General features: G+C 59.8%; 21 protein-coding genes. 5 read left to right on the top strand and 16 right to left on the bottom strand.

What is annotated here, in order from left to right; genetic code table 11:
• Positions 1–124 precede the first annotated feature (124 nt).
• Positions 125–2,719 (top strand): bifunctional aconitate hydratase 2/2-methylisocitrate dehydratase, encoded by a 2,595-nt coding sequence (locus R0125_RS05625; protein WP_248185447.1) that lies wholly within the window; start codon positions 125–127, stop codon positions 2,717–2,719.
• Between the two features lie 178 nt (positions 2,720–2,897).
• Here the strand turns inward: R0125_RS05625 and putP are convergent, their stop codons facing one another.
• From putP to R0125_RS05565, 12 genes are all read right to left on the bottom strand, one after another.
• Entirely contained in the window at positions 2,898–4,388 is a 1,491-nt protein-coding gene (putP, locus tag R0125_RS05620) for a sodium/proline symporter PutP (protein ID WP_317237459.1), read from the bottom strand.
• Positions 4,389–4,986: 598 nt separating this feature from the next.
• On the bottom strand, positions 4,987–5,766 hold the full coding sequence (locus R0125_RS05615; RefSeq protein ID WP_317237458.1) for an AraC family transcriptional regulator: 780 nt from the start codon (positions 5,764–5,766) through the stop codon (positions 4,987–4,989).
• Positions 5,767–5,873: 107 nt separating this feature from the next.
• Positions 5,874–6,509 carry a dTMP kinase gene (gene tmk / locus R0125_RS05610; RefSeq protein ID WP_317237457.1) on the bottom strand — a complete coding sequence of 212 codons (636 nt, stop codon included), beginning with the start codon at positions 6,507–6,509 and terminating at the stop codon, positions 5,874–5,876.
• Positions 6,506–7,561 carry an endolytic transglycosylase MltG gene (gene mltG, locus R0125_RS05605; protein ID WP_317237456.1) on the bottom strand — a complete coding sequence of 352 codons (1,056 nt, stop codon included), beginning with the start codon at positions 7,559–7,561 and terminating at the stop codon, positions 6,506–6,508. Before mltG ends, tmk begins: the two co-directional genes overlap by 4 nt.
• Positions 7,558–8,382, bottom strand: a complete 825-nt coding sequence (gene pabC, locus R0125_RS05600; protein ID WP_248185287.1) for an aminodeoxychorismate lyase — start codon at positions 8,380–8,382, stop codon at positions 7,558–7,560. The genes mltG and pabC overlap by 4 nt, the downstream gene beginning before the upstream one ends.
• A 9-nt stretch (positions 8,383–8,391) precedes the next feature.
• Positions 8,392–9,639 carry a beta-ketoacyl-ACP synthase II gene (gene fabF / locus R0125_RS05595; protein WP_317237455.1) on the bottom strand — a complete coding sequence of 416 codons (1,248 nt, stop codon included), beginning with the start codon at positions 9,637–9,639 and terminating at the stop codon, positions 8,392–8,394.
• A 133-nt stretch (positions 9,640–9,772) separates the two neighbouring features.
• Entirely contained in the window at positions 9,773–10,006 is a 234-nt protein-coding gene (gene acpP / locus R0125_RS05590) for an acyl carrier protein (RefSeq protein ID WP_012136033.1), read from the bottom strand.
• A 133-nt stretch (positions 10,007–10,139) separates the two neighbouring features.
• Complete coding sequence (fabG, locus tag R0125_RS05585) at positions 10,140–10,883, bottom strand: 3-oxoacyl-ACP reductase FabG (protein WP_248185289.1); 744 nt, start codon at positions 10,881–10,883, stop codon at positions 10,140–10,142.
• 17 nt (positions 10,884–10,900) lie between these two features.
• Complete coding sequence (fabD, locus tag R0125_RS05580) at positions 10,901–11,839, bottom strand: ACP S-malonyltransferase (RefSeq protein ID WP_248185290.1); 939 nt, start codon at positions 11,837–11,839, stop codon at positions 10,901–10,903.
• A 126-nt stretch (positions 11,840–11,965) separates the two neighbouring features.
• Entirely contained in the window at positions 11,966–12,967 is a 1,002-nt protein-coding gene (gene plsX, locus R0125_RS05575) for a phosphate acyltransferase PlsX (protein ID WP_317237965.1), read from the bottom strand.
• A 43-nt stretch (positions 12,968–13,010) separates the two neighbouring features.
• Complete coding sequence (gene rpmF, locus R0125_RS05570) at positions 13,011–13,190, bottom strand: 50S ribosomal protein L32 (RefSeq protein WP_248185291.1); 180 nt, start codon at positions 13,188–13,190, stop codon at positions 13,011–13,013.
• Positions 13,191–13,285: 95 nt separating this feature from the next.
• Entirely contained in the window at positions 13,286–13,834 is a 549-nt protein-coding gene (locus R0125_RS05565) for a YceD family protein (RefSeq protein ID WP_317237452.1), read from the bottom strand.
• A gap of 129 nt (positions 13,835–13,963) precedes the next feature.
• On the opposite strand from R0125_RS05565, the gene R0125_RS05560 reads away from it, so the two are divergent.
• Positions 13,964–14,560, top strand: coding sequence for a nucleoside triphosphate pyrophosphatase (locus R0125_RS05560; protein ID WP_317237451.1), 597 nt, complete (start codon positions 13,964–13,966; stop codon positions 14,558–14,560).
• Positions 14,561–14,563: 3 nt separating this feature from the next.
• On the opposite strand, the gene R0125_RS05555 is transcribed toward R0125_RS05560, so the two are convergent.
• The 3 genes from R0125_RS05555 to rluC are packed head-to-tail and all read right to left on the bottom strand — an operon-like array spanning position 14,564 to position 17,419.
• Positions 14,564–15,595 carry a S49 family peptidase gene (locus tag R0125_RS05555; protein ID WP_317237450.1) on the bottom strand — a complete coding sequence of 344 codons (1,032 nt, stop codon included), beginning with the start codon at positions 15,593–15,595 and terminating at the stop codon, positions 14,564–14,566.
• A gap of 30 nt (positions 15,596–15,625) precedes the next feature.
• Positions 15,626–16,273 (bottom strand): HAD-IA family hydrolase, encoded by a 648-nt coding sequence (locus R0125_RS05550; RefSeq protein ID WP_317237449.1) that lies wholly within the window; start codon positions 16,271–16,273, stop codon positions 15,626–15,628.
• A 45-nt stretch (positions 16,274–16,318) separates the two neighbouring features.
• Positions 16,319–17,419: a 23S rRNA pseudouridine(955/2504/2580) synthase RluC gene (rluC, locus tag R0125_RS05545; protein WP_410797558.1), complete on the bottom strand. Its 1,101-nt coding sequence runs from the start codon at positions 17,417–17,419 to the stop codon at positions 16,319–16,321.
• A gap of 599 nt (positions 17,420–18,018) precedes the next feature.
• Between rluC and rne the strand changes: the two genes are divergently transcribed.
• Both rne and R0125_RS05535 read left to right on the top strand, forming a co-directional pair.
• Positions 18,019–21,129, top strand: coding sequence for a ribonuclease E (gene rne, locus R0125_RS05540; RefSeq protein ID WP_317237447.1), 3,111 nt, complete (start codon positions 18,019–18,021; stop codon positions 21,127–21,129).
• 3 nt (positions 21,130–21,132) lie between these two features.
• Complete coding sequence (locus R0125_RS05535) at positions 21,133–21,675, top strand: YecA family protein (protein WP_248185298.1); 543 nt, start codon at positions 21,133–21,135, stop codon at positions 21,673–21,675.
• Here R0125_RS05535 and R0125_RS05530 read toward each other — a convergent pair.
• Positions 21,672–22,556, bottom strand: coding sequence for a PHP domain-containing protein (locus tag R0125_RS05530; protein WP_317237446.1), 885 nt, complete (start codon positions 22,554–22,556; stop codon positions 21,672–21,674). The two genes, R0125_RS05535 and R0125_RS05530, sit on opposite strands and share 4 nt — an antisense overlap.
• Positions 22,557–22,637: 81 nt before the next feature.
• Between R0125_RS05530 and R0125_RS05525 the strand changes: the two genes are divergently transcribed.
• Entirely contained in the window at positions 22,638–22,937 is a 300-nt protein-coding gene (locus R0125_RS05525) for a YciI family protein (protein WP_248185300.1), read from the top strand.
• The last annotated feature ends 1 nt before the right edge of the window (position 22,938 follow it).

Below are 22,938 nucleotides of genomic sequence, written 5' to 3'. Positions count from 1 at the left end.
ATCCTGAAACCCCATCGGTGATTTGAGGCCTTATTCAGAGGCTCCTGCGGCCTTTCCGCCAAAAACTCCCGCCAGGCACTGTTGCCAACGGCGCGGGACATTCCAACTGATGAGGGTCCATATCGTGTTAGAAGCCTATCGTGAGCACGTTGCTGAACGTGAAGCCCTGGGAATCCCACCCAAGCCCCTGAACGCAGAGCAGACCGCTGCCCTGGTCGATCTACTCAAGAACCCGCCAGCCGGCGAAGAGAATACACTGGTTGATCTTCTCGAAAACCGTGTACCGCCGGGCGTGGACGAAGCTGCGTACGTAAAAGCGGCCTTCCTGACCGCCATTGTTAAAGGCGAAGCCGCTTCCCCGCTGATCGACAACAAGAAAGCGGTTCAGCTGCTGGGCATGATGCAGGGCGGCTACAACATTGCCACCCTGGTTGACCTGCTGGACAACGCCGAACTGGTTGATCTGGCCGGTGAAGAGCTCAAGCACACCCTGTTGATGTTCGACGCGTTCAACGACGTCAAGGAAAAGATGGACGCCGGCAACGCCGTTGCCAAGTCTGTGGTTGAATCCTGGGCCAACGCCGAGTGGTTCACCAATAAGAACAAGGTACCCGAGAGCACCAAGATGGTGGTATTCAAGGTAACCGGTGAAACCAACACCGACGACCTGTCCCCCGCTCCGGATGCCTGGTCCCGCCCGGATATCCCGCTGCACGCTCGCGCCGCCTACAAAATGGAACGCGACGGCCTGAAGCCGGAAGAGCCCGGTGTTACCGGCCCCATGAGCCAGATCGACGAGATCAAGGCCAAGGGCCTGCCCGTTGCCTTTGTGGGTGACGTTGTCGGTACCGGTTCCTCCCGTAAGTCGGCCACCAACTCGGTACTGTGGTTCTTCGGTGACGACATCCCGGGTGTGCCGAACAAGCGCGCCGGCGGTGTCTGTATCGGTAACAAAGTCGCTCCGATCTTCTTCAACACCATGGAAGACGCCGGCGCTCTGGTTTTCGAAGCACCGGTTGATGACATGAACATGGGCGACGTGATCGAAATCCGCCCTTATGAAGGCAAGATTCTGAACGAAGCCGGCGAGACCATCTCCGAGTTCAAGTTCAAATCCGATGTCATTCTGGACGAAGTCCAGGCCGGCGGCCGTATTCCGCTGATCATCGGCCGTGGCCTGACCGCCAAGGCCCGTGCGGCACTGGGCATGGGCGCAACCGACCTGTTCCGCCTGCCAAACGATCCGGAAGCCGGCACCAAAGGCTTCACCCTCGGCCAGAAGATGGTCGGCAAGGCCTGCGGCCTCGAGGAAGGCCAGGGCGTGCGCCCGGGTACCTACTGCGAGCCGCACATGACCACCGTGGGTTCCCAGGACACCACCGGCCCGATGACCCGTGACGAGCTGAAAGATCTGGCGTGTCTGGGCTTCCAGGCCGATCTGGTGATGCAGTCATTCTGTCACACCGCTGCTTACCCCAAGCCGGTTGACGTTGAAATGCAGCACACCATGCCGGACTTCATCCGTAACCGTGGCGGCGTCTCCCTGCGCCCGGGCGACGGTATCATCCACTCCTGGCTGAACCGCATGCTGCTGCCTGACACCGTCGGCACCGGTGGCGACTCCCACACCCGCTTCCCGATGGGTATCTCCTTCCCGGCCGGTTCCGGTCTGGTTGCCTTCGCCGCAGCCACCGGCGTTATGCCGCTGGACATGCCAGAATCCGTTCTGGTGCGCTTCAAAGGTGAAATGCAGCCGGGTATCACCCTGCGCGATCTGGTACACGCGATCCCGCTGTACGGCATCAAGCAAGGCATGCTGACCGTCGAGAAGAAAGGTAAGATCAACGAATTCTCCGGCCGCATTCTGGAAATCGAAGGTCTTGAACACCTGACCGTCGAACAGGCATTCGAGCTGTCTGACGCTTCTGCCGAGCGCTCTGCTGCGGGTTGTACCATCAATTTGTCGGAAGAGTCTGTCGCCGAGTACCTGCGCTCCAACATCACCATGCTGCGCTGGATGATTGCCGAAGGTTACGGCGATCCGCGTACGCTGGAGCGTCGTGCCAAGCAGATGGAAGAGTGGATTGCTGATCCCAAGCTGATGCGCGCTGACCAGGACGCCGAGTACGCCCACGTGGTAGAAATCGATCTGGCCGACATCAAAGAGCCGATCGTATGCTGCCCGAACGATCCGGACGACGCCAAGTTCCTGTCCGAAGTCGCTGGCGACAAGGTGGACGAGGTCTTCATCGGTTCCTGCATGACCAACATCGGTCACTTCCGCGCGGCCGGCAAACTGCTCGAGCAGCACAAAGGTGCCCTGACCACCCGTCTGTGGATGTCTCCGCCGACCAAGATGGATCAGGCGCAGCTGATGGAAGAAGGCTACTTCAACACCTACGGCACCGCCGGTGTGCGCACCGAAATGCCGGGCTGCTCCCTGTGCATGGGTAACCAGGCACGTGTGGCTGCCAAGTCCACGGTGCTGTCTACTTCCACCCGTAACTTCCCGAATCGCCTCGGCGATGGTGCCAACGTGTACCTGACCTCTGCGGAACTGGCTGCGGTGGGTGCGGTTCTGGGCAAACTCCCGACTCCGGCGGAGTACATGGAGTACGCCAAGAACCTGAACAGCATGTCGAAAGAGATCTACAAGTATCTCAACTTCGACCAGATGGAGAACTACACCAAGAAGGCCGCCGAAGCGAACGTCGCTTAAGCACTGGCCTTCTGCCTCGAAGTTAAAGAGGCAGTTCCATGAAAACGCCAGCCTTCGGGCTGGCGTTTTTTTGTTTATAGCATCGGGCCTCCCGCCCCGCTGCCAGGCACCCCAAAACAAAAAAAGGGGCTCCCGAAGGAGCCCCTGCAATCACTCAGAGCGATGTTTCCGCTCCTGGTTACCGCTCAATGTGCTGGTATTCGCCAGCATCGGCAGTCGCCAGACTCACCACAATGATAGCGATCATAGCGGCGGCAAAGCCGGGAATGATTTCGTACACACCCGGGCCACCCATGAATTCACCGTTCCAGCCCAGTGAAATCCACGCCATCACAGTAGCTGCACCCACCACCATGCCTGCGATAGCGCCGGCACCGTTGGTACGCGACCACATCAGCGACAGGATGATCAGCGGACCAAAGGCCGCACCGAAGCCTGCCCAGGCGTTACTGACCAAAGCCAGTACCTGGGAGTCAGGATCCGACGCGATCACGGCCGCAACCAGACCGACCAGAACAACACACACACGGCCAACGCCAACGCATTCCTTGTCGGTGGCTTCCTTGCGCAGGAACAGACGGTAGAAGTCCTCAGTCAGCGACGAGGAAGACACCAGCAACTGACTGGAGATGGTGCTCATGACCGCTGCCAGCAGCGCTGCGTAAAGGAAACCGGTGATCAGCGGGTGGAACAGCAGGTCCGAGAGGATAATAAAGATCGTTTCGGGATCGGCGATGTCCATGCCGTTACGTACGGCGTAGGCTCGACCAAAAATACCCAGTGAGATGGCACCGATCAGGGAAATACCCATCCAGCCCATGCCGATATTGCGGGCAATGGGCACATCTTTCAGCGTGCGGATGGCCATGAAGCGAACAATAATGTGCGGCTGGCCGAAGTAGCCCAACCCCCAGGTAACAGCAGACAGCCAGCCGATGAAGGTCAGCCCCTCGGTCCACGACAGCAGTTTGGGATCCACCGAATTGAGGGTCTCGGTCGCTTGCGCGAACCCGCCACCGCCTTCGCCGAACAGCACCACCGCCGGCATGATCACCAGTGCCAGCATCATGATGCAGCCCTGCACAAAGTCAGTCATGCTCACCGCCAGGAAGCCGCCAACCACCGTGTAGGCCAGTACTACGCCCAGGGTGATCACGATACCCACGGCGTAGTCACTGAGACCACCGAAGTTGAAAATTCCGGCAAACGCGCTTTCAAACAACTTGCCGCCGGCGACCAGGCCAGACGCGGTGTAGACCGCAAAGAAAATCACAATAACGATGGCGGATACCGTTCTCAGCGACAGCGCCTGAGTCGGGAACCGGTTCGCGAGGAACGACGGAATGGTAATGGCGTTGCCGTAGTGAACCGTTTGCTCGCGAAGACGCGGCGCAACCAGGGTCCAGTTGACGAACGCACCCACAAACAGGCCAATACCAATCCAGGCGGATGCCAGGCCAGTAACGTAGAGCGCTCCGGGCAGACCCAGAAGCAACCAACCGCTCATATCCGAGGCACCGGCAGACAGCGCCGCCACTTTCGGGCTGAGGGCGCGACCACCCAACATGTAATCCTCAGATGATGAGGTGGATGTGCGCATTGCATAAATGCCAATGACAATCATGAGCGCAAAGTATGCAAACAGACTGATCCAAACTCCAATAGCCATAAGGCTCCTCCAGTTCATTAATCGGGCATTCGCCCGACTGTTTGACGCGCTTCCCGGGCTGAGTCCGACAGACGCGTCAATTGTTGTTATGTCTCTTCTGCTTTAAACGAGTGAGAACGCACTAGCGCCTACAACGCAGGCTGATACATAAGTGTGACTACCTCCTTATCCAGTTGATGGCGTGTTGCTCTGTGACAAGAGCCCCGGGCTCCTCAAACTCTCCCAACGGCACACGGAAGCAAGGGCGCATTTACGGCCGCTGAACGGCCACACTCTCACCACCGCATCCGTCTGATTACAATTAATATAGCAGTTACCGGCTTTTACGCGTTGTTCGCTATAAAAAGCGTTACTTTTGCTGCCGATGGTGAAAGCGGACGGGGCAACAAAATAACCGGGAACGCAGGACGCCGGCAAAGGCATACCGGCGATGTGGCGGGGCTCAGCGGATGGCTCAAGAACCTTGTTGGCACTGAACATAATGGCGGTTTCCGCAGAGTGACACACAGGTATACGTTAGTGTTACTACGGATCATCGACTTACAGAATCCTACGATTCTTTTGCAAATTCATCCGAAAGTAGCCGTTTTTTATGAAATCAGGCGACTTTTTCGCCAACACGCAACCGCGTTGGTGTGGTGCCCCTATGTTTTCGCAGGGCATTGGTGAGGGCGCTTTGAGAGGAAAAACCGGTCCGGTAGCTGACTTCAGACACCGACAGCCCGGTTGACACCAGCAATTGCGCGGCCTGGTCCAGGCGCGTTTTAAGCAGAAACTGGTGCGGGGTAACACCGGTCACTTCACGGAACATCTCGTGAAATCGGCTGACACTCAGGCAGGCGACGCCGGCGAGGTCGTGAACCGTGATCTTGCGATGCAGGTTTTCCATGATGTAGCGACGGATCGTGTCCGGGCGAATGAGCTGGCGATTAACCGGCGCCGAACGCTGGTTGTTCAAGCGCTCGGCCATGCAATGCAGGATGCTGCCGGCAAGATGGCGTTTCATCCCCTCGTTGGTCGGGGCGCGGTCAAACTCGCCGGCGGCGAATTGCACCAGCCCCTGAAGCTTGCTGTCCATATCGAGGGTTCTGGGCCGTTCGAACAACGGCGCCAGGCGCTCGTAGTCGCCGTGGTCAGGGCTGGTCAGGGCCGACATGTAGGGATCGAGATTGATTACCAGAACGTGATTCTGGTTGTCGCCACAGTAATCGTGACGGGCGCCGGTGGGCACGAGGCAGGCACGCCAGGTGTCAAGGTGAGCCCCGGTTCCGTCGACACTCAGGTCCGCCTCGCCCCTGACACCCACCACGATCTGATGGTGTTCATGGCAATGCTGGTGTGACGCTGTCGGAAGCTTCAACAAGAGTGCGTTCAACATACCCGGATCCCGAATTAAAACGATCTGGTGCACCGATTAAATCAGATATGAACAGAGTTTGCACGAAACGGCCGGGAACGTCCGATTTCGGGTGTGCAGCACCGGCATCACTCTGCCGTGGCCACCAAAGTCCGAAGGCGCTCAGCGACGTCGGCGGTGACCACATCCAGGTCTCTGGCCGCATCAACAATTTGATAGCGGACAGGATCCCCATGGGCCCGCCGCAGGTAGGTCGCACGAATGCGCTGGAAAAAATCCACCGCTTCCTGCTCGAAACGATCGAGCTCACCACGGTGGCGGGCACGGGTCATGCCGGTCTCGACCGGTGCGTCCAGAAGAACGATCCGGTCCGGCCGCACTTCACCCTGAACCAGCTGTTCCAGCAACGCAATGCGCTCTTCCGGCACACCACGCCCGCCGCCCTGGTAGGCAAAGGTGGCATCGGTGAACCGATCGCACAGCACCCAACGGCCAGCATTGAGCTCCGGCAGAATGCGGGTGTGCAGATGCTGCGCCCGGGCGGCGAACATCAGCAACAATTCGGTGATGTCGTTCACCGGCTCGTCCCGCGGCGTCAGTAGCAACTCACGAATGGCTTCCGCCATCGGGGTACCCCCGGGTTCCCGGGTCACCACACAGTCAATGCCCAGCGCTTCCAGCGTGTCGGCCGCCGTGCGCAACTGGGTCGACTTGCCGACGCCCTCGGTGCCCTCGAAAGTAATGAACAGGCCGCGCCGGCTCATGGGTTGTCCTCGGACACCGCCGGTGCCGGCGACGAGCGATAATCGGAACGACGATTGAGCTGAAATTCCCTTACCGCCTTCTGGTGCTCACTGAGCGTTCGGGAAAACTTGTGGGTACCGTCACCGCGGGCGACAAAATAGAGACTGTCGCCGTCCTCCGGGTTGAGTGCCGCATGGATCGCCTCTTTCCCCGCCAGCGCGATGGGCGTCGGTGGCAAGCCGTCAATACGGTAGGTATTGTAGGGCGTGTATTTCTGCAGATCCTTGCGGGTAATGCGGCCAATGTAGCTATCGCCCATGCCGTAGATAACGGTCGGATCGGTTTGCAAGCGCATACCCTTCTCAAGGCGCCGCACGAAAACACCCGCGACCTGCCCGCGCTCATGGGGTGCGCCGGTCTCCCGCTCCACGATGGAAGCCATGATCAGCGCCTCATAGGGGGATTCGTAGGGCAGCCCTTCCGCGCGCTTCTCCCACTCTGCCTCAAGTACGTTGTTCAGGCGCTCGAAGGCGCGGCGCAGCATGTCCAGGTCGGTGTCATTGCTGGTGAACGAATAGGTATCCGGAAAGAAACGGCCCTCAGGGTCCTCTCCTTCGGCCCCCACCGCGGTCATGATCTCCTCATCACTCCAGTCGGTGGTTTCCTTGCTCAGCCGCTCACTGTTCGCCAGCGCCTGGCGCATATCCTGAAAGGTCCAGCCTTCAATAAACTGGATAGACCATTGCTTGGTGTCGCCGGCCACCAGCTTCGCGAGCAAATCCCGCGCGCTCATGCCATCGGTCACCTCATACTCACCGGCCTTGATTCGAGCCTCCTCCGGATGGAGACGGCCGTGCACACGCAGCCACAGGGCATCGGGCAAAAAGCCCTCAGCCTCAAACTGGCGCGCCAACTGACCAAAGCTGGTGCCCTGGGGCACGTCGAACAGGACCGGCTCCTGCAGCCTCATGGGCGCATCGAGGGTTTCCAGACCCTGCCACACCCACAACGCGCCACCTGAAGCGGCCAGTACCACGAGACAAACAACGGATATCAATAGCTTCCGGATCAAACCTGGGTTTCCACTAGATCGAGAGGGTTGAAGATTGTCGCAAGAGCGCTGTCCACTGGCAAATCCCGGCCGTCCAATCCGCGAACCGGCACCACGCCAATCAGGCTGTTCATCAGGAACAGGCCCTGACAACGGTCCGGATCCAGCGCCGAGGGGGCAACGGCGCCCTGCTCTACAGGCTCCCCGCCCCGCTCCAGGGTTTGCACCACGTGATCCCGCATCACGCCGGCCACCGCCAGTTGCGACACCGGCGGGGTCAACCAGCCCTGCGAGGTTCTGACCAGCAGATTGGTGCGGGTGCCCTCAACAAGGTCTCCCGCCGGATTGGTCATGATCATCTCGTAAAGGTCACCGGTCAGCTCGCGGCTGGCCATCACCTGTTCGAGACGATTCAGCGTCTTGATGCCTGCCAGCAGAGGGTTGACGGTCAGGGGAAACGCAGACTGCGCAGCCATGACTCCGTCATGACCCGGATGGTGAGGCAACGCCGCGGCAGACACCACCATGGTCGGAACCAGATCGGCCGTTGGCCGGTAGCCACGGCCACCGGCACCGCGGGTCAGCACCAGTTTAAGCACCCATCCGGAGGCACCGTAAGCGCCCCCGTATCGACCGGAGGCCTGACGAATCACGCCCCGCACATCAGACTCGGTCAGCGGAATTCCCAGGACAGCCGCACCGGCCACCATCCGCGCCACATGACCGGACAGCAGAACCCCACCGCTTCCGTGCATGCGAATGGTCTCGAACAGGCCGTCGCCATAGGCGAGACCGCGATCCGCTGCCGGAATGCCGGCGTCATCTGCCCAGTACAGATTCATCGGTGCGGGTCAGTCTTCGAAGCGCTGGAAGATCAGGGTACCGTTGGTACCACCAAACCCGAACGAATTCGACAGGGCAATCCGGATATCGGCTTCTCTGGCGCCACTGGCAACGAAGTCGAGATCACAGCCTTCATCCGGATTGTCCAGATTGATGGTCGGCGGCAACACGCCGTCGCGAATGGCCAGCACAGAAAAAATGGCCTCTACCGCCCCCGCAGCGCCCAACAGGTGCCCGGTCATGGATTTGGTACTGCTCATGGCGAGCTTGTCGGCGTGCTCGGAAAACACCTGCTCTACCGCAGCCACCTCGGCCACGTCGCCGACCTGGGTCGAAGTGCCATGGGCATTAATGTAACCGATGTCTGCAGGCTGGATGCCCGCATCACGAATCGCGTTCTTCATGGCTCGGGCCGCGCCCTCGCCGGACTCCGGCGGAGCGGTGATGTGGTGGGCATCATCGCTCATACCAAACCCGATGACCTCACCGTAGATGGTGGCACCGCGACGACGAGCGTGCTCGAGATCCTCCAGCACCATCACACCGGCACCGTCACTGAGTACAAAGCCATCACGCTCGCGGTCCCACGGCCGGCTTGCTTTTTCCGGCTCGTCATTGCGGGTCGACAGGGCCCGGGCAGCGGAGAACGCCGCTATGCCGGTGCGGGTGGTGGCCATTTCCGAGCCCCCGGCCAGCATTACATCCGCATCACCATAGGCAATGGTGCGGGCGGCGTAGCCGATGTTATGCGTACCGGTGGTGCAGGCCGTGGTGATGGCAATGTTGGGACCGCGATAACCGAAACGGATGGCCACATTCCCGGAGATCATGTTGATTACCGAGGCGGGGACAAAGAATGGTGACACCTTGCGGGGACCGGACTTGTCCATGGCCAACACACTCTTCTCGATGAACTCCAGGCCCCCAATCCCGGACCCGATGGCCACGCCCACCCGCTCATTGTCCAGCTCGGTGTAGAGTTCGAGACCACTGGCTTCCACTGCTTGCTGGGCCGCGATGAGGCCGTAGTGGATAAAGGCATCCAGTTTGCGGGCGTCCTTGGTGGACAAGTAGGGCTCAAGGTCCAGATCTTTGATGGCTCCGCCAATCCGGGTGTTGTAGCCGGAAGCATCGAAACGGTCGATCATCCCTATACCGCTCCGCCCTGCCCGGATTCCTTCCCAAGAGGACTCGACGCTGTTCCCCAGCGGCGACAGCATGCCCATGCCCGTTATTACAACACGTCGTTTTGTCATAACCCCTTTCACCTGGTGTGGATGGTGTGATGTCGAAAAGCCAATCGAACCGGAAAGTCAGCCAATAAAAAAGCCGTCCTCCGAATCAACCCAAGGACGGCTTTCTGGCCTGGCTTATACTACGTGCTGAGTATCAGGTGTGCGCGACGATGTAGTCGATTGCATCCTGAACACTGGCCAGCTTCTCGGCTTCTTCATCGGGAATTTCAGTTTCGAATTCCTCTTCCAGTGCCATGACCAGCTCAACGGTGTCCAGTGAGTCAGCGCCAAGATCCTCTACAAAAGAAGATGAGTTCTGAACTTCGGACTCTTTTACGCCCAACTGTTCACAAACGATCTTCTTCACGCGCTCTTCAACTGTACTCATAATGTCCTCACTTTTGTGTCAACCAAGCAACCTAAGTGTTGCCAGTTTAGTTTAAACCCTACCTGCAAACAAGCAGGGATTCTGTCTAACATGTTGTGCGACAAGGAGTTGCGCACAAGCCCGGTTCGCGGGCCTATCCCATGTACATGCCGCCGTTTACGTGAATGGTTTCCCCCGTCACGTAAGCAGCCGGTTCGGACGCCAGGAAGGCCACCACAGCGGCAACTTCTTCCGGTTCACCCAGACGACCCGCGGGTATGACTTCCAGCATAGCCTCACGCTGCTTGTCGTCCAGTTTTCGCGTCATATCCGTGTCGATGAACCCCGGCGCCACACAGTTTGCGGTGATGCCACGATTCGACATTTCTTTTGCAAGGCTGCGGGTAAAGCCCTCAACACCGGCTTTCGCGGCACAGTAGTTGCCTTGCCCCGGGTTGCCCATACCGGCCACCACGGAACTGATATTGATAATGCGCCCCCAGCGGGCCTTTGCCATGCCACGAAGCACCGCCTTGCTGGTCCGGTAAACGCTGGAAAGGTTGGTTTCCAGCACCGATGTCCAGTCGTCGTCCTTCAAACGCATCAGGAGGTTATCACGTGTGATGCCGGCATTGTTGACGAGAATCAACGGCGCGCCAGACTTTTCCGTCACGGCCTTCAGACCCGCCTCTATGCTGTCGGGATCGGCGACGTTCATGACAATACCGTAACCGTTCAGACCCGCTTCTTTCAGCGCTGCGGTGATGGATTCGGCGCCCTCGGCGCTGGTAGCGGTTCCCACCACTTCGACACCCTGTTCCGCCAATGCCCGCGCAATGGCTTTGCCAATACCACGGGTTGCACCGGTGACCAGTGCGGTTTTGCCTTCAAGAGACATGTGGTGCTCCCTGTTGTTTACGACTGTCCGAATGCATCCAGCGCCTTGGCGATCGCATCCGGTTCCTCGATTCCATACACCGACAGATTGCGGTCGATACGCTTGATAAGACCGGCAAGCACCTTGCCGGAACCGCACTCCACTGCGCAGCTTACCTCTTTGCCGACCAGTGTGCGTACCGAGTCGACCCACAGTACCGGTGAATGCAACTGCTTGACCAGATTGGCTTTCAGTGTAGCGGAGTCCGACTCGGCTGAGGCGTTAACATTCTGTATGACCGGTATGACAGCATCGTTAAAGCTGACGTCGTCCAGCGCCTCGGCCAACTCCGCCGCAGCGCCCTTCATCAGGGCACAATGGGAAGGCACGCTGACCGGCAGCGGCATGGCCTTGCGGGCCCCTTTGGCCTTACAGGCTTCGATAGCCCGATCCACCGCGGCGGCCGAGCCGGCGATGACAACCTGGCCGGGTGCGTTGAAATTGACTGCCGACACCACGTCACCTTTTGCGGCTTCTTCACAGGCCGCGATCACGTGCGCATCTTCCAGACCGAGAATCGCGGCCATTTTGCCCTCACCCGCTGGCACTGCGGTCTGCATCAACTCACCGCGCAACCGCACCAGTTTGATGGCGTCGAAGAAATTCAGGCTCTCGGCGGCGACCAGCGCACTGTATTCGCCCAGACTGTGGCCCGCCACAAAATCCGGCTTGCTGCCGCCTGCCACAAACCACTGGCGCCACAAAGCCACACTGGCCGTCAGCAGTGCGGGCTGTGTCACCGTGGTCTGGTTCAGCTCCTCTACCGGGCCTTTCTGGCACAGCTGCCACAAGTCGTAACCAAGAAGTTGAGACGCTTCCGCGAAGGTCTGTTCGATGATGGGCCAGTGCTCGGCGGCGGCAGACAACATGCCAACCGACTGAGACCCTTGTCCGGGAAAAATAAAGGCTGATTTCATAAGCGGGATCTTATCGTCATTGGGGGGTTGCGGGAGATTAGCCAATAGTACAATTTAAGGCATGATCCGGCCAATGTACCGGTCAGAAGGGGCAGACTTTAGTCTCAGGGCTGATTCCGGACAGGATCAGATCATCAAATCGTCGAGGCGCTCGTTGATCCGCTGGGGCACGTCAAGCTCGACTTCCTTCACCGCCTGACGGATGGCTGCCAGCATGGCACGCTCATTGGCATTGCCGTGGCTCTTGATGACAACGCCCTGCAGTCCCAGCAGGCTGGCGCCGTTATGCCGGGAAGGATCCATCAACTGCAGCAGACGCCCGATGATGGGCCGGGCCAGCAAACCCACAAAGCGGCCATACAGCGTTCGGGTGAACGCCTGCTCCATCAGTTCGATAAGCAGGCCGGCCACACCCTCACCGGTCTTAAGCGCAATATTGCCGACAAACCCGTCACACACTACGACATCCGCCACATCGCGGAACAGGTCACTGCCCTCCACGTAGCCGATGTAATTGATGGTGTCGCACTGGGCCAACATGTGGGAGGCCAGTCGCACCTGCTCATTACCCTTGATCTCTTCCTCACCCACGTTGAGGAGCGCCACCCGCGGTTCAGGCTGGGCGCAGATGGCCGACGCCATCAGCGACCCCATCAGCGCATATTGGTAGAGATTCTCCGCAGTGGAATCGACATTGGCACCCAGGTCCAGCACATGACAACGGCCACGCAGAGAAGGAATCAGCTTGGAAATGGCAGGACGCTCGATCCCCGGATACATCCGGATGATAGAACGGCCAAAGGCCATCAATGCGCCGGTATTACCAGCACTGACGCAACCACGGGCCTCACCGTCCCGGACCAGTCCGAGCGCCACCGCCATGGACGAGTTGCGCTTGTGCCGCAGGGCATGAGAGGGCCTTTCATTCATCCGCACCACATCCGCCGCTTCCGCAATGCGAATTCGGGCATGGCCCGGATGCAACAAAGCCTCGAGCTCGCTCCGGATTCCAACCAGAATGAGACTCAAGGCTTCGTTTTCACGGACCGCATCCAGGGCCGCGGCAACAACAACAGCCGCTCCGCGGTCGCCGCTCATGGCGTCGATCGCAACGGTGACGGGCGTCACCGGTTTTACGTCCTGCACTGGGCTACGGCCTGATTGCAACGATTTACTCGTCGCGCGCTTCAATTACCTGCTTGCCACGGTAAAAACCGTCCGGAGACACGTGGTGACGACGATGAACTTCACCAGTAGTGCTGTCGGTGGACAGAGCTGCGGCGCTCAGGGCGTCGTGTGAACGGCGCATGCCACGCTTTGAACGGGTCTTTCGGTTTTTCTGTACAGCCATGATTATGCTCCTGACCTGTTAACGTAAACTAAAACAGTAACGTGTGTTCATTCATATCGCGCTGGCGTCCCGCAGGTCACCGCGCCCGGTTAATGCTACTTTGTCTTGAGACCCGCCAGCACGCTGAACGGGTTCTCGCCTGAGGGCGTTTCCGGCTTTGCGGGCTCGGATTCAGGCTCGTAAGCTTCGAGATCTTCCCGTGCCGGGCACGCGTTCCGCTCATGGAGCGGGAACGGTGGCAGCACCAGCAGCAGCTCGTCTTCGCACATCGACCAGAGGTCTGCGCTGAAGTCGTCCGTCAGGAACGGTTCCAGCTCTTTTGGCAACTGCTGCGCCTGCTCATCACTGGTGACCAGCCCCAGGGTAAAATCGGATGTCAGCGTCTCGCGCATGGGGTTCATGCACCGCTGGCATTCCAGATCAACCGGGACCTGCAACTCACCCGACACAATGCGACGACGCTGGCTGTCCATGGTAAACGACAGCCGAACCCGGCACACCGCCCCATCATCAAACCCAAAAACCACTTCGCGGAAACGAGGCAATCCGATCAGAGGAATATCTCCCTCCAACACAGTGTTCTGCTCCGCCAACCGGTAAGGATCGACAGCTCTGGGCAACTCGGCGTTTGACGCTTTTGACATAGGCGCGCAATTTTAGGGGGCGGACCGCCCGCTGTCAAAGACTTCATTGCCTTTTACGACGCGCTTCCGGTATGAATAGGGGTATTCAACGATCATTCCCGGCACAGGCCGGATCAATCAGGCGACTTCATGACTTCCCGACCACTGCTTCTGGCGTCCTCTTCCCCCTATCGCAAGGCATTGTTGCAAAGGCTCGGAATGCCATTTGTCACCGCCAGCCCGGACATCGATGAGACCCCCGCCGTCGGGGAATCCCCGCATCACCTGGCCATCCGCCTGGCGCAACAAAAGGCCCAGGCTCTCGCCCCGAGCCATCCCGGACACTGGATCATCGGCTCCGATCAGGTGGCCTGCCTGCCCGACGGGACACAACTGAGCAAACCCGGCAGCCATGAACAGGCGGTTCGTCAGCTCTCCCGCAGCAGCGGCCAAACGGTTTCGTTCCTGACCGGCCTGGCGCTACTCGACGCCGACACGGGCGCCCTCCAGACCCACTGCGAGCCGTTTCAGGTGCACTTCCGCACCCTGACCCACAAAGAGATCGAACAATATCTGGAGCGTGAAACACCGTACGATTGCGCCGGAAGCTTCAAGATGGAAGGGCTTGGCATAGCGCTGTTCGAGTCCCTGGAGGGCCGGGACCCGAACAGTCTGGTTGGATTACCGCTGATCGCGCTGGTCGATCTGCTTCGCAACTGGAACCTGAACCCGCTGCTGACAGACTGAACCCTAGCGCAACTCGAAGCGGGCCTCCATCAGGCGATTGGCCAATCCGCTGCCGACCGATACTCCGAACTGATCGACAATGTCCTGGAACGGGGACTTGCGGCGACTGTAGTCAACCAGATCCTCCTGACCGACCACCTGACGCGCCACGTGTGAGGCACTGCCAAGTCCGTCCACCAGGCCCAGCTCAAGGGCCTGCTCGCCGCTCCAGACCAGCCCCGAAAACAGCCGTTCGTCGTCGGAAAGCCGGTCGCCACGGCCTTCACGCACCTTTTCAATAAACTGCTGATGGGTAGTCTCCAGCACGTCCTGCCAGAACGCCACTTCATCGCCGTCTTCCGGCGAGAATGGATCCAGAAACGCTTTGTTCTCACCCGCGGTATAAAGCCGACGCTCCACGCCGATTTTTTCCATGGCGTCGGTAAACCCGAAGCCACCGGCCACCACTCCGATGGAGCCCACCAGACTGGCCTTGTCCGCGTAAATCTCGTCCGCGGCAGCAGCGATGTAATACGCTCCGGAGGCACCCACATCGGAAATCACGGCATAGACTTTCTTGTCGGGGTACTCGCCCCGCAGACGCTGAATCTCGTCATACACATAGCCGGACTGCACCGGGCTGCCGCCACCGCTGTTGATACGCAGAACCACCGCCACGGAATTATCGGCTTCAAAGGCCTTGCGCAGGGAGCCCACGATATTGTCAGCACTGGCCAACTCATCGGCGGCAATCAGACCGTTGATTTCAACCAGCGCCGTGTGCTGTCCTGTGGTCGCCTCCAGACTTTCTCCAAGCGGAAAACGGAATAAAAGCACCAGCAGAAACAGATAGCCGAAGGTCAGAAACTTGAAAAAGATCCCCCAACGGCGACTCTTGCGCTGCTCGGACTGCAGCGACAGCACCAGCTTTTCGATCAGCTTCCAGTCGCGACCGGTCTCCGGCGGCAGATTGGGCTTCCCACGCTTCCCGGACTGGGGCGCCGGTGCAGGCTCATCTCCCCACTTTGGCTTGTCATCCGAATTCCAGTCACTCATACCCTGTTTCCTTATTACATCCGACAGGCATCACAGACCCAACACTTCCCGCAAATCCGGGACCGAGTCCACGATCGCATGGGGCGCATAATGCCCCAGAACATCCCGCTTATGCACGCCCCACTCAACGCCGATCGACGGCATGCCAATGCACTGCGCCATCTCGAGATCGTAGCGGGTATCACCAATCATCACCGCCTCGGCGGGCTTGATGCCGTAGAACGCCAGAATTTCCTGCAGCATCGCGGGGTGGGGCTTGGAGCGGGTCTCATCGGCGCAACGGGTAATCTCGAAATGAGGTCCCAGGCCGCTCGACACCAACGCCCCTTCCAGGCCTTTGCGGCTCTTGCCGGTCGCCACAGAACAGCCGCGGCCGCCAGCCCGGATATCAGAAACAACCTCCGCCATGCCGTCAAAGACATTCTGCGGGGTGGTTCCCTTGGAGAAGAAATATCGACCGTAGCCCTCGCGAATGGTGTTCATCTGCTCGCGACTGATGCCCGGATACAATTTCTCCAGAGCCTCGACCATGCCAAGGCCAATGATATCCCGGTAGGCCTCCCGCTCGAGCGCGGGGTAACCCAGTTCAGTCGCGGCCTGATGAAGACTGTCCGCAATGTGCTCCACGGAATCTACCAGCGTGCCATCCCAGTCGAATATGACGACTTTCACATCCATAGATCGGTTCCTGTTGTACCAACCTGCGCACAACCCGCAGGCAGCCTATCGGCCTGATTGTTGGCGGGCCGCCAACCTCGCCAGCACATGCTGGAAGGCCTCGTCATAGGGTGCTTCCAGTCGCACCGGCTCGCCGCTCACCGGCAACGAGAATTCAAGAGCCCGCGCGTGCAGCATCAGCCGCTGCCCGCCGGCCGCCCGAAACGCTTTCAGGCTGCCATCATCCATATACTTGTCGTCCCCGGCAATCGGATGACCTGCCCACATGGCATGAACCCGAATCTGGTGGGTTCGACCGGTCACCGGCGAAGCCTCCATCAAGCTGTAGCCTTCAAACGCCGAGAGACAACGGAACAGGGTCAGCGACGCCTTGCCTTCTTCATCCACCCGAACCCGGCGCTCACCGTTGGGCATTTCATAGCGCAGCAACGGCTCCTCGACGCGATTGACCGACGCAGGCCAACTTCCCGCCACCAGCGCATGATAATGCTTGCGGATGCGTTTATGGCGAAGCTCGTCCTGCAGGTAGCGCAGCGCGGAGCGCTTCTTTGCCACCATCACCAGCCCTGACGTATCGCGGTCGAGGCGATGAACCAGCTCAAGAAAACGAGCCTCCGGTCGTGCCGAGCGTAGCACCTCGATCAGCCCGAAGCTCAGACCACTGCCGCCGTGCACGGCGATACCCGCAGGCTTGTTAACCACCAGCATCTGCTCGTTTTCGAACATCACGGCAGCTTCCATGACCGTCTTCACGCGGGAACCCGGCGCAACCTGTTGCGGTTTCTCCTTAACGGTGATGGGAGGGATACGCACATTGTCACCGGCCTTGAGGCGGGTATCCGGCTTCACCCGGCCCTTGTTGACACGCACCTCGCCCTTGCGAATCACCCGGTAAATGATGCTTTTGGGCACACCCCGCAACTGGGCAAGCAGGAAATTGTCCAACCGCTGACCTTCGTTGTCTTCCTCCACGGATACGTGACGCACGCCCTCCCGAACCTCCCTTGCGGGCTCCGCGGCCCGCGTATCCGCAGGCGCTGACGACCGCTGGGGCCGGCTTCCGGTTCTCGGCTTGTGATCCTGGGCAACGCCGCCTCGCCTGGGCGCAGAGCGCGGCGCCTGCCTGTTTCTGGGAGCTTTGGTCATGAATACCTTATCGATGGCAGAACTGCGGGATTGAAGCCCTGACAGAATACTGTTATATTCCGGCGTGCTTTTCCGTTTGTCTACGGCCTGACCATTTGAGTCAGAAGCCGGAGCGGCAGAAGTATACCGACACTATTTGAGAGTTTGAACGCCGCAGGCCCAATCATTAGCGGGCGCGGCGATTAAAATGCTCCCCGGCCATCACGGCAGGTCAATAACAGGCCTACAACCGGATCCCGGGAGAGCGAAAACAACCGTACGGAAAACCGTCGGGCGACATCGCGAAGAATCATTACCAGCACGCAGGGCCGGGCCGTCCAGCTTACGAATACGACGTGAGACCCAGGCACCAGTGTGAACCTGAAAACGGATAACATGCGTCAACAGACACTTACCTTACACGACTTCTCCCTGCCCTCTGGCAGTCGGACCGTCGGCGGTGGTCTCAGGCTTTCGGGGCAGCTACCCGGAAAAGCCTGATCCGTCTGGCCGCCGGCTTGCTTCTGTAGTAGGAAGCCCGCGGCACGCACGTTCTGCTTCGCAGATGCATCTCCCCCCGGTTTTCTGTCCAAACCAAACGACAGGAAACCTTTCTTTCCATGAAAAGAATGCTAATCAATGCAACTCACCCTGAAGAGTTGCGCGTCGCCCTCGTTGACGGCCAGCGTCTGTTTGATCTCGACATCGAATCCAGCTCCCGTGAGCAGAAAAAAGCCAACATCTACAAGGGTCGCATTACCCGTGTAGAGCCCAGCCTTGAAGCCGCTTTCGTCGACTTCGGTGCGGATCGGCACGGCTTCCTGCCCCTGAAGGAAATCTCCAAGGAGTACTTCAAGAAATCCCCGGGCCAGATCGAAGGCAAGATCAACATCAAGGATGTGGTATCCGAAGGCCAGGAAGTCATCATTCAGGTCGACAAGGAAGAGCGCGGCAACAAGGGCGCAGCCCTGACCACCTTCATCTCCCTGGCAGGCCGCTATCTGGTGCTGATGCCCAACAACGCCCGCGCCGGTGGTATTTCCCGCCGCATCGAGGGTGACGAGCGTGCCCAGCTGAAAGAAGCGATGAACGACGTCCAGGTACCGAAATCCATGGGCATCATCGTTCGCACCGCTGGCATCGGCCGCACCAGCGAAGAGCTTCAGTGGGATCTGGATTACCTGGTGCAGTTCTGGGAAGCCATCACCCAGGCCGCTGGTGAGCGCAAGGCGCCCTTCCTGATCCATCAGGAAAGCAACGTGATCATCCGCGCCGTGCGCGACTACCTCCGCCAGGACATTGGCGAGGTGCTGATTGACGCCCCCACGGTGTACGAAGATGTGCTGAATTTCGTCCGTGCCGTAATGCCAACCTTCGAGAACAAGATCAAGCTGTACAAGGATGAAATCCCGCTGTTCAGCCGCTACCAGATCGAAGGCCAGATCGAAACCGCCTTCCAGCGTGAAGTGAAGCTGCCCTCCGGTGGCTCGATTGTGATCGACCCCACCGAGGCACTGGTGTCTATCGACATCAACTCCTCCCGTGCCACCAAGGGTCATGACATCGAAGAAACCGCGCTGCAGACCAACCTGGAAGCAGCGGAAGAGATCGCCCGCCAGCTGCGGCTGCGCGACATGGGCGGCCTGATTGTCATCGACTTCATCGACATGACTCCGGCCAAACACCAGCGCGAAGTGGAGCAAAAAGTACGCGAAGCTCTGGAAATTGACCGTGCCCGGGTTCAGGTCGGCAAGATCTCCCGTTTCGGCCTGCTGGAAATGTCCCGCCAGCGCCTGCGCCCTTCCCTCGGCGAAACCCGCAGTGAAGTGTGCCCGCGCTGTGAAGGCCAGGGCACCATCCGTGGCATCGAATCCCTTGCGCTCAGCATCATGCGCCTGATCTACGAGGAATCGTCGAAAGAGAAGACCGGTGAGGTCCGCGCCATCGTGCCGGTCGCCGTCGCCACCTTCCTGCTCAACGAGAAGCGCAAGCAGCTTGCCGATATCGAGAGTCGCCAGGAAGTGAGCGTCGTGGTTGTGCCTGCACCACACATGGAAACCCCGCACTTTGAAATCGTGCGTATGCGTGACGACGAAAGCGGCGCCGAGCACGTGTCCAGCTATCAGGTCGCCGAGGAATACGCCCAGCACGAAGAGGAGGTGTTCCAGGCCCCCAACGCCCAGCCGCCTGTTCGCGAGCAGGCTGCCGTGAAAGCCATTCGCCCCGTTGCTGCCCCGGCACCGGCAGCCGCCGCTGCACCGGCACAGCCGGCCAGCGAGCAGGAAGAAGGTCTGTTCCGCAAGCTCGGCCGCAAAATCGCCTGCTTCTTCAGCGGCGAAACGGAAACCGGAGGCGAACAGAAGCCGAAAACTCAGGGCGCCCGCGATGATCGCCGTACCCAGGGTCGTCAGGATCGCCGCAAAACTCGCGTAGCACGCGACGATGACCGCAGTGGCAACCGCAGCGGCAATGAACGCCGCCAGGGTGGTCAGCCGAATCGTGGCGGTGATGAAAACCGCAATCGTAACCGCAATCGTGGCGATGATCAGAACCGTGGCGGCCAGCAGACCCGCTCCGGTGCTGGCGGCAACGCAGCCAACAAGGACGGTGAAAATAAAGGCGGTGACAACCGTCGTGGCAATCAGAGCCAGGGTCGCGGCCAGGGTCGCAATCGCCCTCAGCGGGACCAGAAAGATCAACGGGATCAGAAAGACCCGAAGGATCAGAAGGAACAGAAGGACAACCGCGAAAAGCCGGACAACGCCGCCAAGGCAGCACCCGAGAAAACCGGTGGTGAAGAAAAGCGTCGCAAGCCGCGCCGTTCCCGCAACCGTGACGGTTCTGCGAGCGAGTCACCGGCGTCAACTCCAGCCGATCGGAAAGCGTCTCGCAGTGAACGGCACCAGAAGGATACCTATCCGGAGGACCGCCAGGATGCACCGAAAGCAGACGTAAAAGCCGAAGCCGCTCCCAAGGCTGCAGAAGCTCAGGCCACGCCGGTGCAAGCGCCAAAAGCCGAGGACAAGCCAGCCGAGCAGGCGCCTGCAAAGACCGACGTTAAAGCCGACGACAAGGCCGACAGCAAACCGGCGCAGAAACCAGCTTCAGCTCCTGAGGCCGCCAAGGCAACGCCTGCAGCTGCGGCTGACACCGAGGCCAAGGCTGAGAGCAAGCCTGCCAAACAGCCGGAAACCAAGCCGTCAGAGCCATCGGCAGAGGCACCGGAAGCCGCCAGCAAACCCGCTGACAAGCCCGCGGAAGAGCCAGCCAAACCTGCCGAACCTGCCAAGCCGGCGAAAGCCGAAGCGGCTCCGGAGACGCCCAAGGCCGACACCGACAAGCCGGCAGCTCCTGCGAGAAAGCCCAAGGCAGCGCCGAAGGCGGACACCAAAGTAGACGCCCAGCCGCAACAGCCGGCTGCCAAAGCCGAAAAGTCAGGTGCCAAAGCGGAGCAGCCCGAAGCCAAAGCGGAGCAGCCTGCACCGAAAGCGGAAAAGCCAGCCCCGCAGCCAGAGAACGCCAAGCCTGCGGCCGAACCGGCAGCGAAGGCGGAAGCACCTGCGAAGCAGCCAGTCCCGGAAAGCAAGCAACCGGAAAAAGCAGCCGAACCTACAAGCGTTGAAAAGGCACCGGATGTACCGGTAACGCCCGGACGCGCCTACAATGATCCGCGAGAAGTTCGCAAACGTCAGCGAGCGGCGGAAGAGGCCAAAAAGGCCGGGAGCAACTAAGGCATGCTATCCAATTCGGACATCGAAGCACTGGAAGACATTCTGTTTGCGGAGCCCTGGGGTGATGATGCCCTGGACTTTTTCGGGCTTCACGGCGTGGTGTGTGCCAGTGTTGTCGGACCGGTGGAGCTGACCGCTGAAGACATGTTTCGCCTTGCCACGGGAAGCGACCAGCTTCCCGACGGTCAGGTGCCGGAGATCTTCAGCCAGTGCGTCAGTCAACTGACCCGTGCCATGGCTCACGCCCTGGACATGGGGCAGCCCCTCGAACTTCCTGAGCCGGAAGACGGCGACCCGATGAACGCGCTTGAAAACTGGTGTGCGGGTTTCGTTGACACGTTTATGGAAAGTGAAGACGAGTGGTTGCAGGGGGGTGGCGAGGAAGAAACCGCCGACCTGCTGGTGCCGATGCTGACCCTCTCGGGTCTGTTCGAGGATGAGGACTTCCAGAATGTCCGTAACAGCGAGAAGCTGTCCCGACAGATGGCGGACGCTATTCCCGACTCACTGACCGACCTGTATCTGCTGTATCACGCCCCGGATTAAGCCGGCGCGGAACAGCCCACAGGTTCTCTGAAATAATGCCAGACCGGCTCCAGCCCGTCTGGCATTTTCATGATATGGCCCAGCTCACACCAGGGGGCACCGGGAAAGTGAAAATCACTGCCCTGGGACGCCAGTAGCTCCTGCCTTAGGCACAATTCCGCCAGAAAACCCAGATCACCACTGGACTGCCCCGAGGTAGACACCTCGATGGATCGCCCACCTGCCCTGATGAAATCGTGAACGAGGTTTCTCAGCTTGGTGGCCGTGAGCTTGTATTTGCGCGGATGGGCCAGAACCGCAATGCCCCCGGCATCGGTAATCCACTGCACCACTTCTGTAAGGTCCGGCCAGAACGCCCGGACATCCCCCGGCTTACCGGCTCCCAGGTAGCGCTTGAACGCCTGGGCGCTGTCTTTCACCTTTCCCTCATCCACCAGAACCCGGGCAAAATGCGGGCGGCCCGGCACATCACCGCCGGCCGCCGCCGTGGCTTTGTCCAGCAGGTCCGTCACCCCGATCTTCTGCAGTCGATCAACGATCATCCGTGCCCGCGCCCAGCGGTTTTCATGCTGCCGCGCCAGCGCCTGCCGGAAAGCAGGGCTGTCACCGTCAAAATCGAGGCCCACGATGTGGATGGTCTGGGTTTTCCAGAGGCAGGACAGTTCCGTACCGTTGATCAGTTTCACACCGGATGCCGCGGCCTCAGCGCGAGCCTCAGGCAAACCCTCGATGGTGTCGTGATCGGTGAGCGCCAGGTGAGTGACCCCCTTCCCGGCTGCCCGGCGCACCAGTTCCGCAGGCGGCAGCGCGCCGTCTGACGCGGTGCTATGGCAATGCAGATCAATGCAGAAAACAGACTCTTGGGGTATAGTCACATTCATTCCTGAAGCTAAAGGGCAAAACACGCTGGCAGTGTACCAGCCAACGGATTGCCTGTACCAAACAACGTTCCGGAGAACCCTATGTACTACGCCATCATCAGCGAAGATGTGGAGAGCAGCCTGCCGTTGCGCCAGACCGCGCGCCCGGCTCACATCGAGCGGCTGCAGGCGCTGAAAGCAGAGGGCCGGCTGTTGGTGGCGGGCCCTCACCCGGCGCTGGACACCCCCGAGCCCGGAGACGCCGGCTTCACCGGCAGCCTGGTCATCGCCGAATTCGATTCCCTGGACGCCGCACAGCGCTGGGCAGACGCGGACCCCTACGTAGACGCCGGGGTATACCAGAAGGTAACGGTTAAACCGTTCAAGGCCGTTCTGCCGTGAA

Origin of the sequence: Marinobacter sp. M-5, assembly GCF_032911545.1 — a bacterium.
GTDB lineage: Bacteria > Pseudomonadota > Gammaproteobacteria > Pseudomonadales > Oleiphilaceae > Marinobacter > Marinobacter goseongensis.
This window is presented reverse-complemented; position numbering and strand designations above follow the sequence as displayed.

Excerpts from the sequence above, each read along its gene's own strand:
- putP (WP_317237459.1), bottom strand. The coding sequence starts at position 4,388 with ATGGCTATTGGAGTTTGGATCAGTCTGTTTGCATACTTTGCGCTCATG.
- R0125_RS05615 (WP_317237458.1), bottom strand. The coding sequence starts at position 5,766 with ATGTTGAACGCACTCTTGTTGAAGCTTCCGACAGCGTCACACCAGCAT.
- tmk (WP_317237457.1), bottom strand. The coding sequence starts at position 6,509 with ATGAGCCGGCGCGGCCTGTTCATTACTTTCGAGGGCACCGAGGGCGTC.
- pabC (WP_248185287.1), bottom strand. The coding sequence starts at position 8,382 with ATGAATCTGTACTGGGCAGATGACGCCGGCATTCCGGCAGCGGATCGC.
- fabF (WP_317237455.1), bottom strand. The coding sequence starts at position 9,639 with ATGACAAAACGACGTGTTGTAATAACGGGCATGGGCATGCTGTCGCCG.
- acpP (WP_012136033.1), bottom strand. The coding sequence starts at position 10,006 with ATGAGTACAGTTGAAGAGCGCGTGAAGAAGATCGTTTGTGAACAGTTG.
- fabG (WP_248185289.1), bottom strand. The coding sequence starts at position 10,883 with ATGTCTCTTGAAGGCAAAACCGCACTGGTCACCGGTGCAACCCGTGGT.
- fabD (WP_248185290.1), bottom strand. The coding sequence starts at position 11,839 with ATGAAATCAGCCTTTATTTTTCCCGGACAAGGGTCTCAGTCGGTTGGC.
- rpmF (WP_248185291.1), bottom strand. The coding sequence starts at position 13,190 with ATGGCTGTACAGAAAAACCGAAAGACCCGTTCAAAGCGTGGCATGCGC.
- R0125_RS05565 (WP_317237452.1), bottom strand. The coding sequence starts at position 13,834 with ATGTCAAAAGCGTCAAACGCCGAGTTGCCCAGAGCTGTCGATCCTTAC.
- R0125_RS05560 (WP_317237451.1), top strand. The coding sequence starts at position 13,964 with ATGACTTCCCGACCACTGCTTCTGGCGTCCTCTTCCCCCTATCGCAAG.
- R0125_RS05555 (WP_317237450.1), bottom strand. The coding sequence starts at position 15,595 with ATGAGTGACTGGAATTCGGATGACAAGCCAAAGTGGGGAGATGAGCCT.
- R0125_RS05550 (WP_317237449.1), bottom strand. The coding sequence starts at position 16,273 with ATGGATGTGAAAGTCGTCATATTCGACTGGGATGGCACGCTGGTAGAT.
- rluC (WP_410797558.1), bottom strand. The coding sequence starts at position 17,419 with ATGACCAAAGCTCCCAGAAACAGGCAGGCGCCGCGCTCTGCGCCCAGG.
- rne (WP_317237447.1), top strand. The coding sequence starts at position 18,019 with ATGAAAAGAATGCTAATCAATGCAACTCACCCTGAAGAGTTGCGCGTC.
- R0125_RS05535 (WP_248185298.1), top strand. The coding sequence starts at position 21,133 with ATGCTATCCAATTCGGACATCGAAGCACTGGAAGACATTCTGTTTGCG.
- R0125_RS05530 (WP_317237446.1), bottom strand. The coding sequence starts at position 22,556 with ATGAATGTGACTATACCCCAAGAGTCTGTTTTCTGCATTGATCTGCAT.
- R0125_RS05525 (WP_248185300.1), top strand. The coding sequence starts at position 22,638 with ATGTACTACGCCATCATCAGCGAAGATGTGGAGAGCAGCCTGCCGTTG.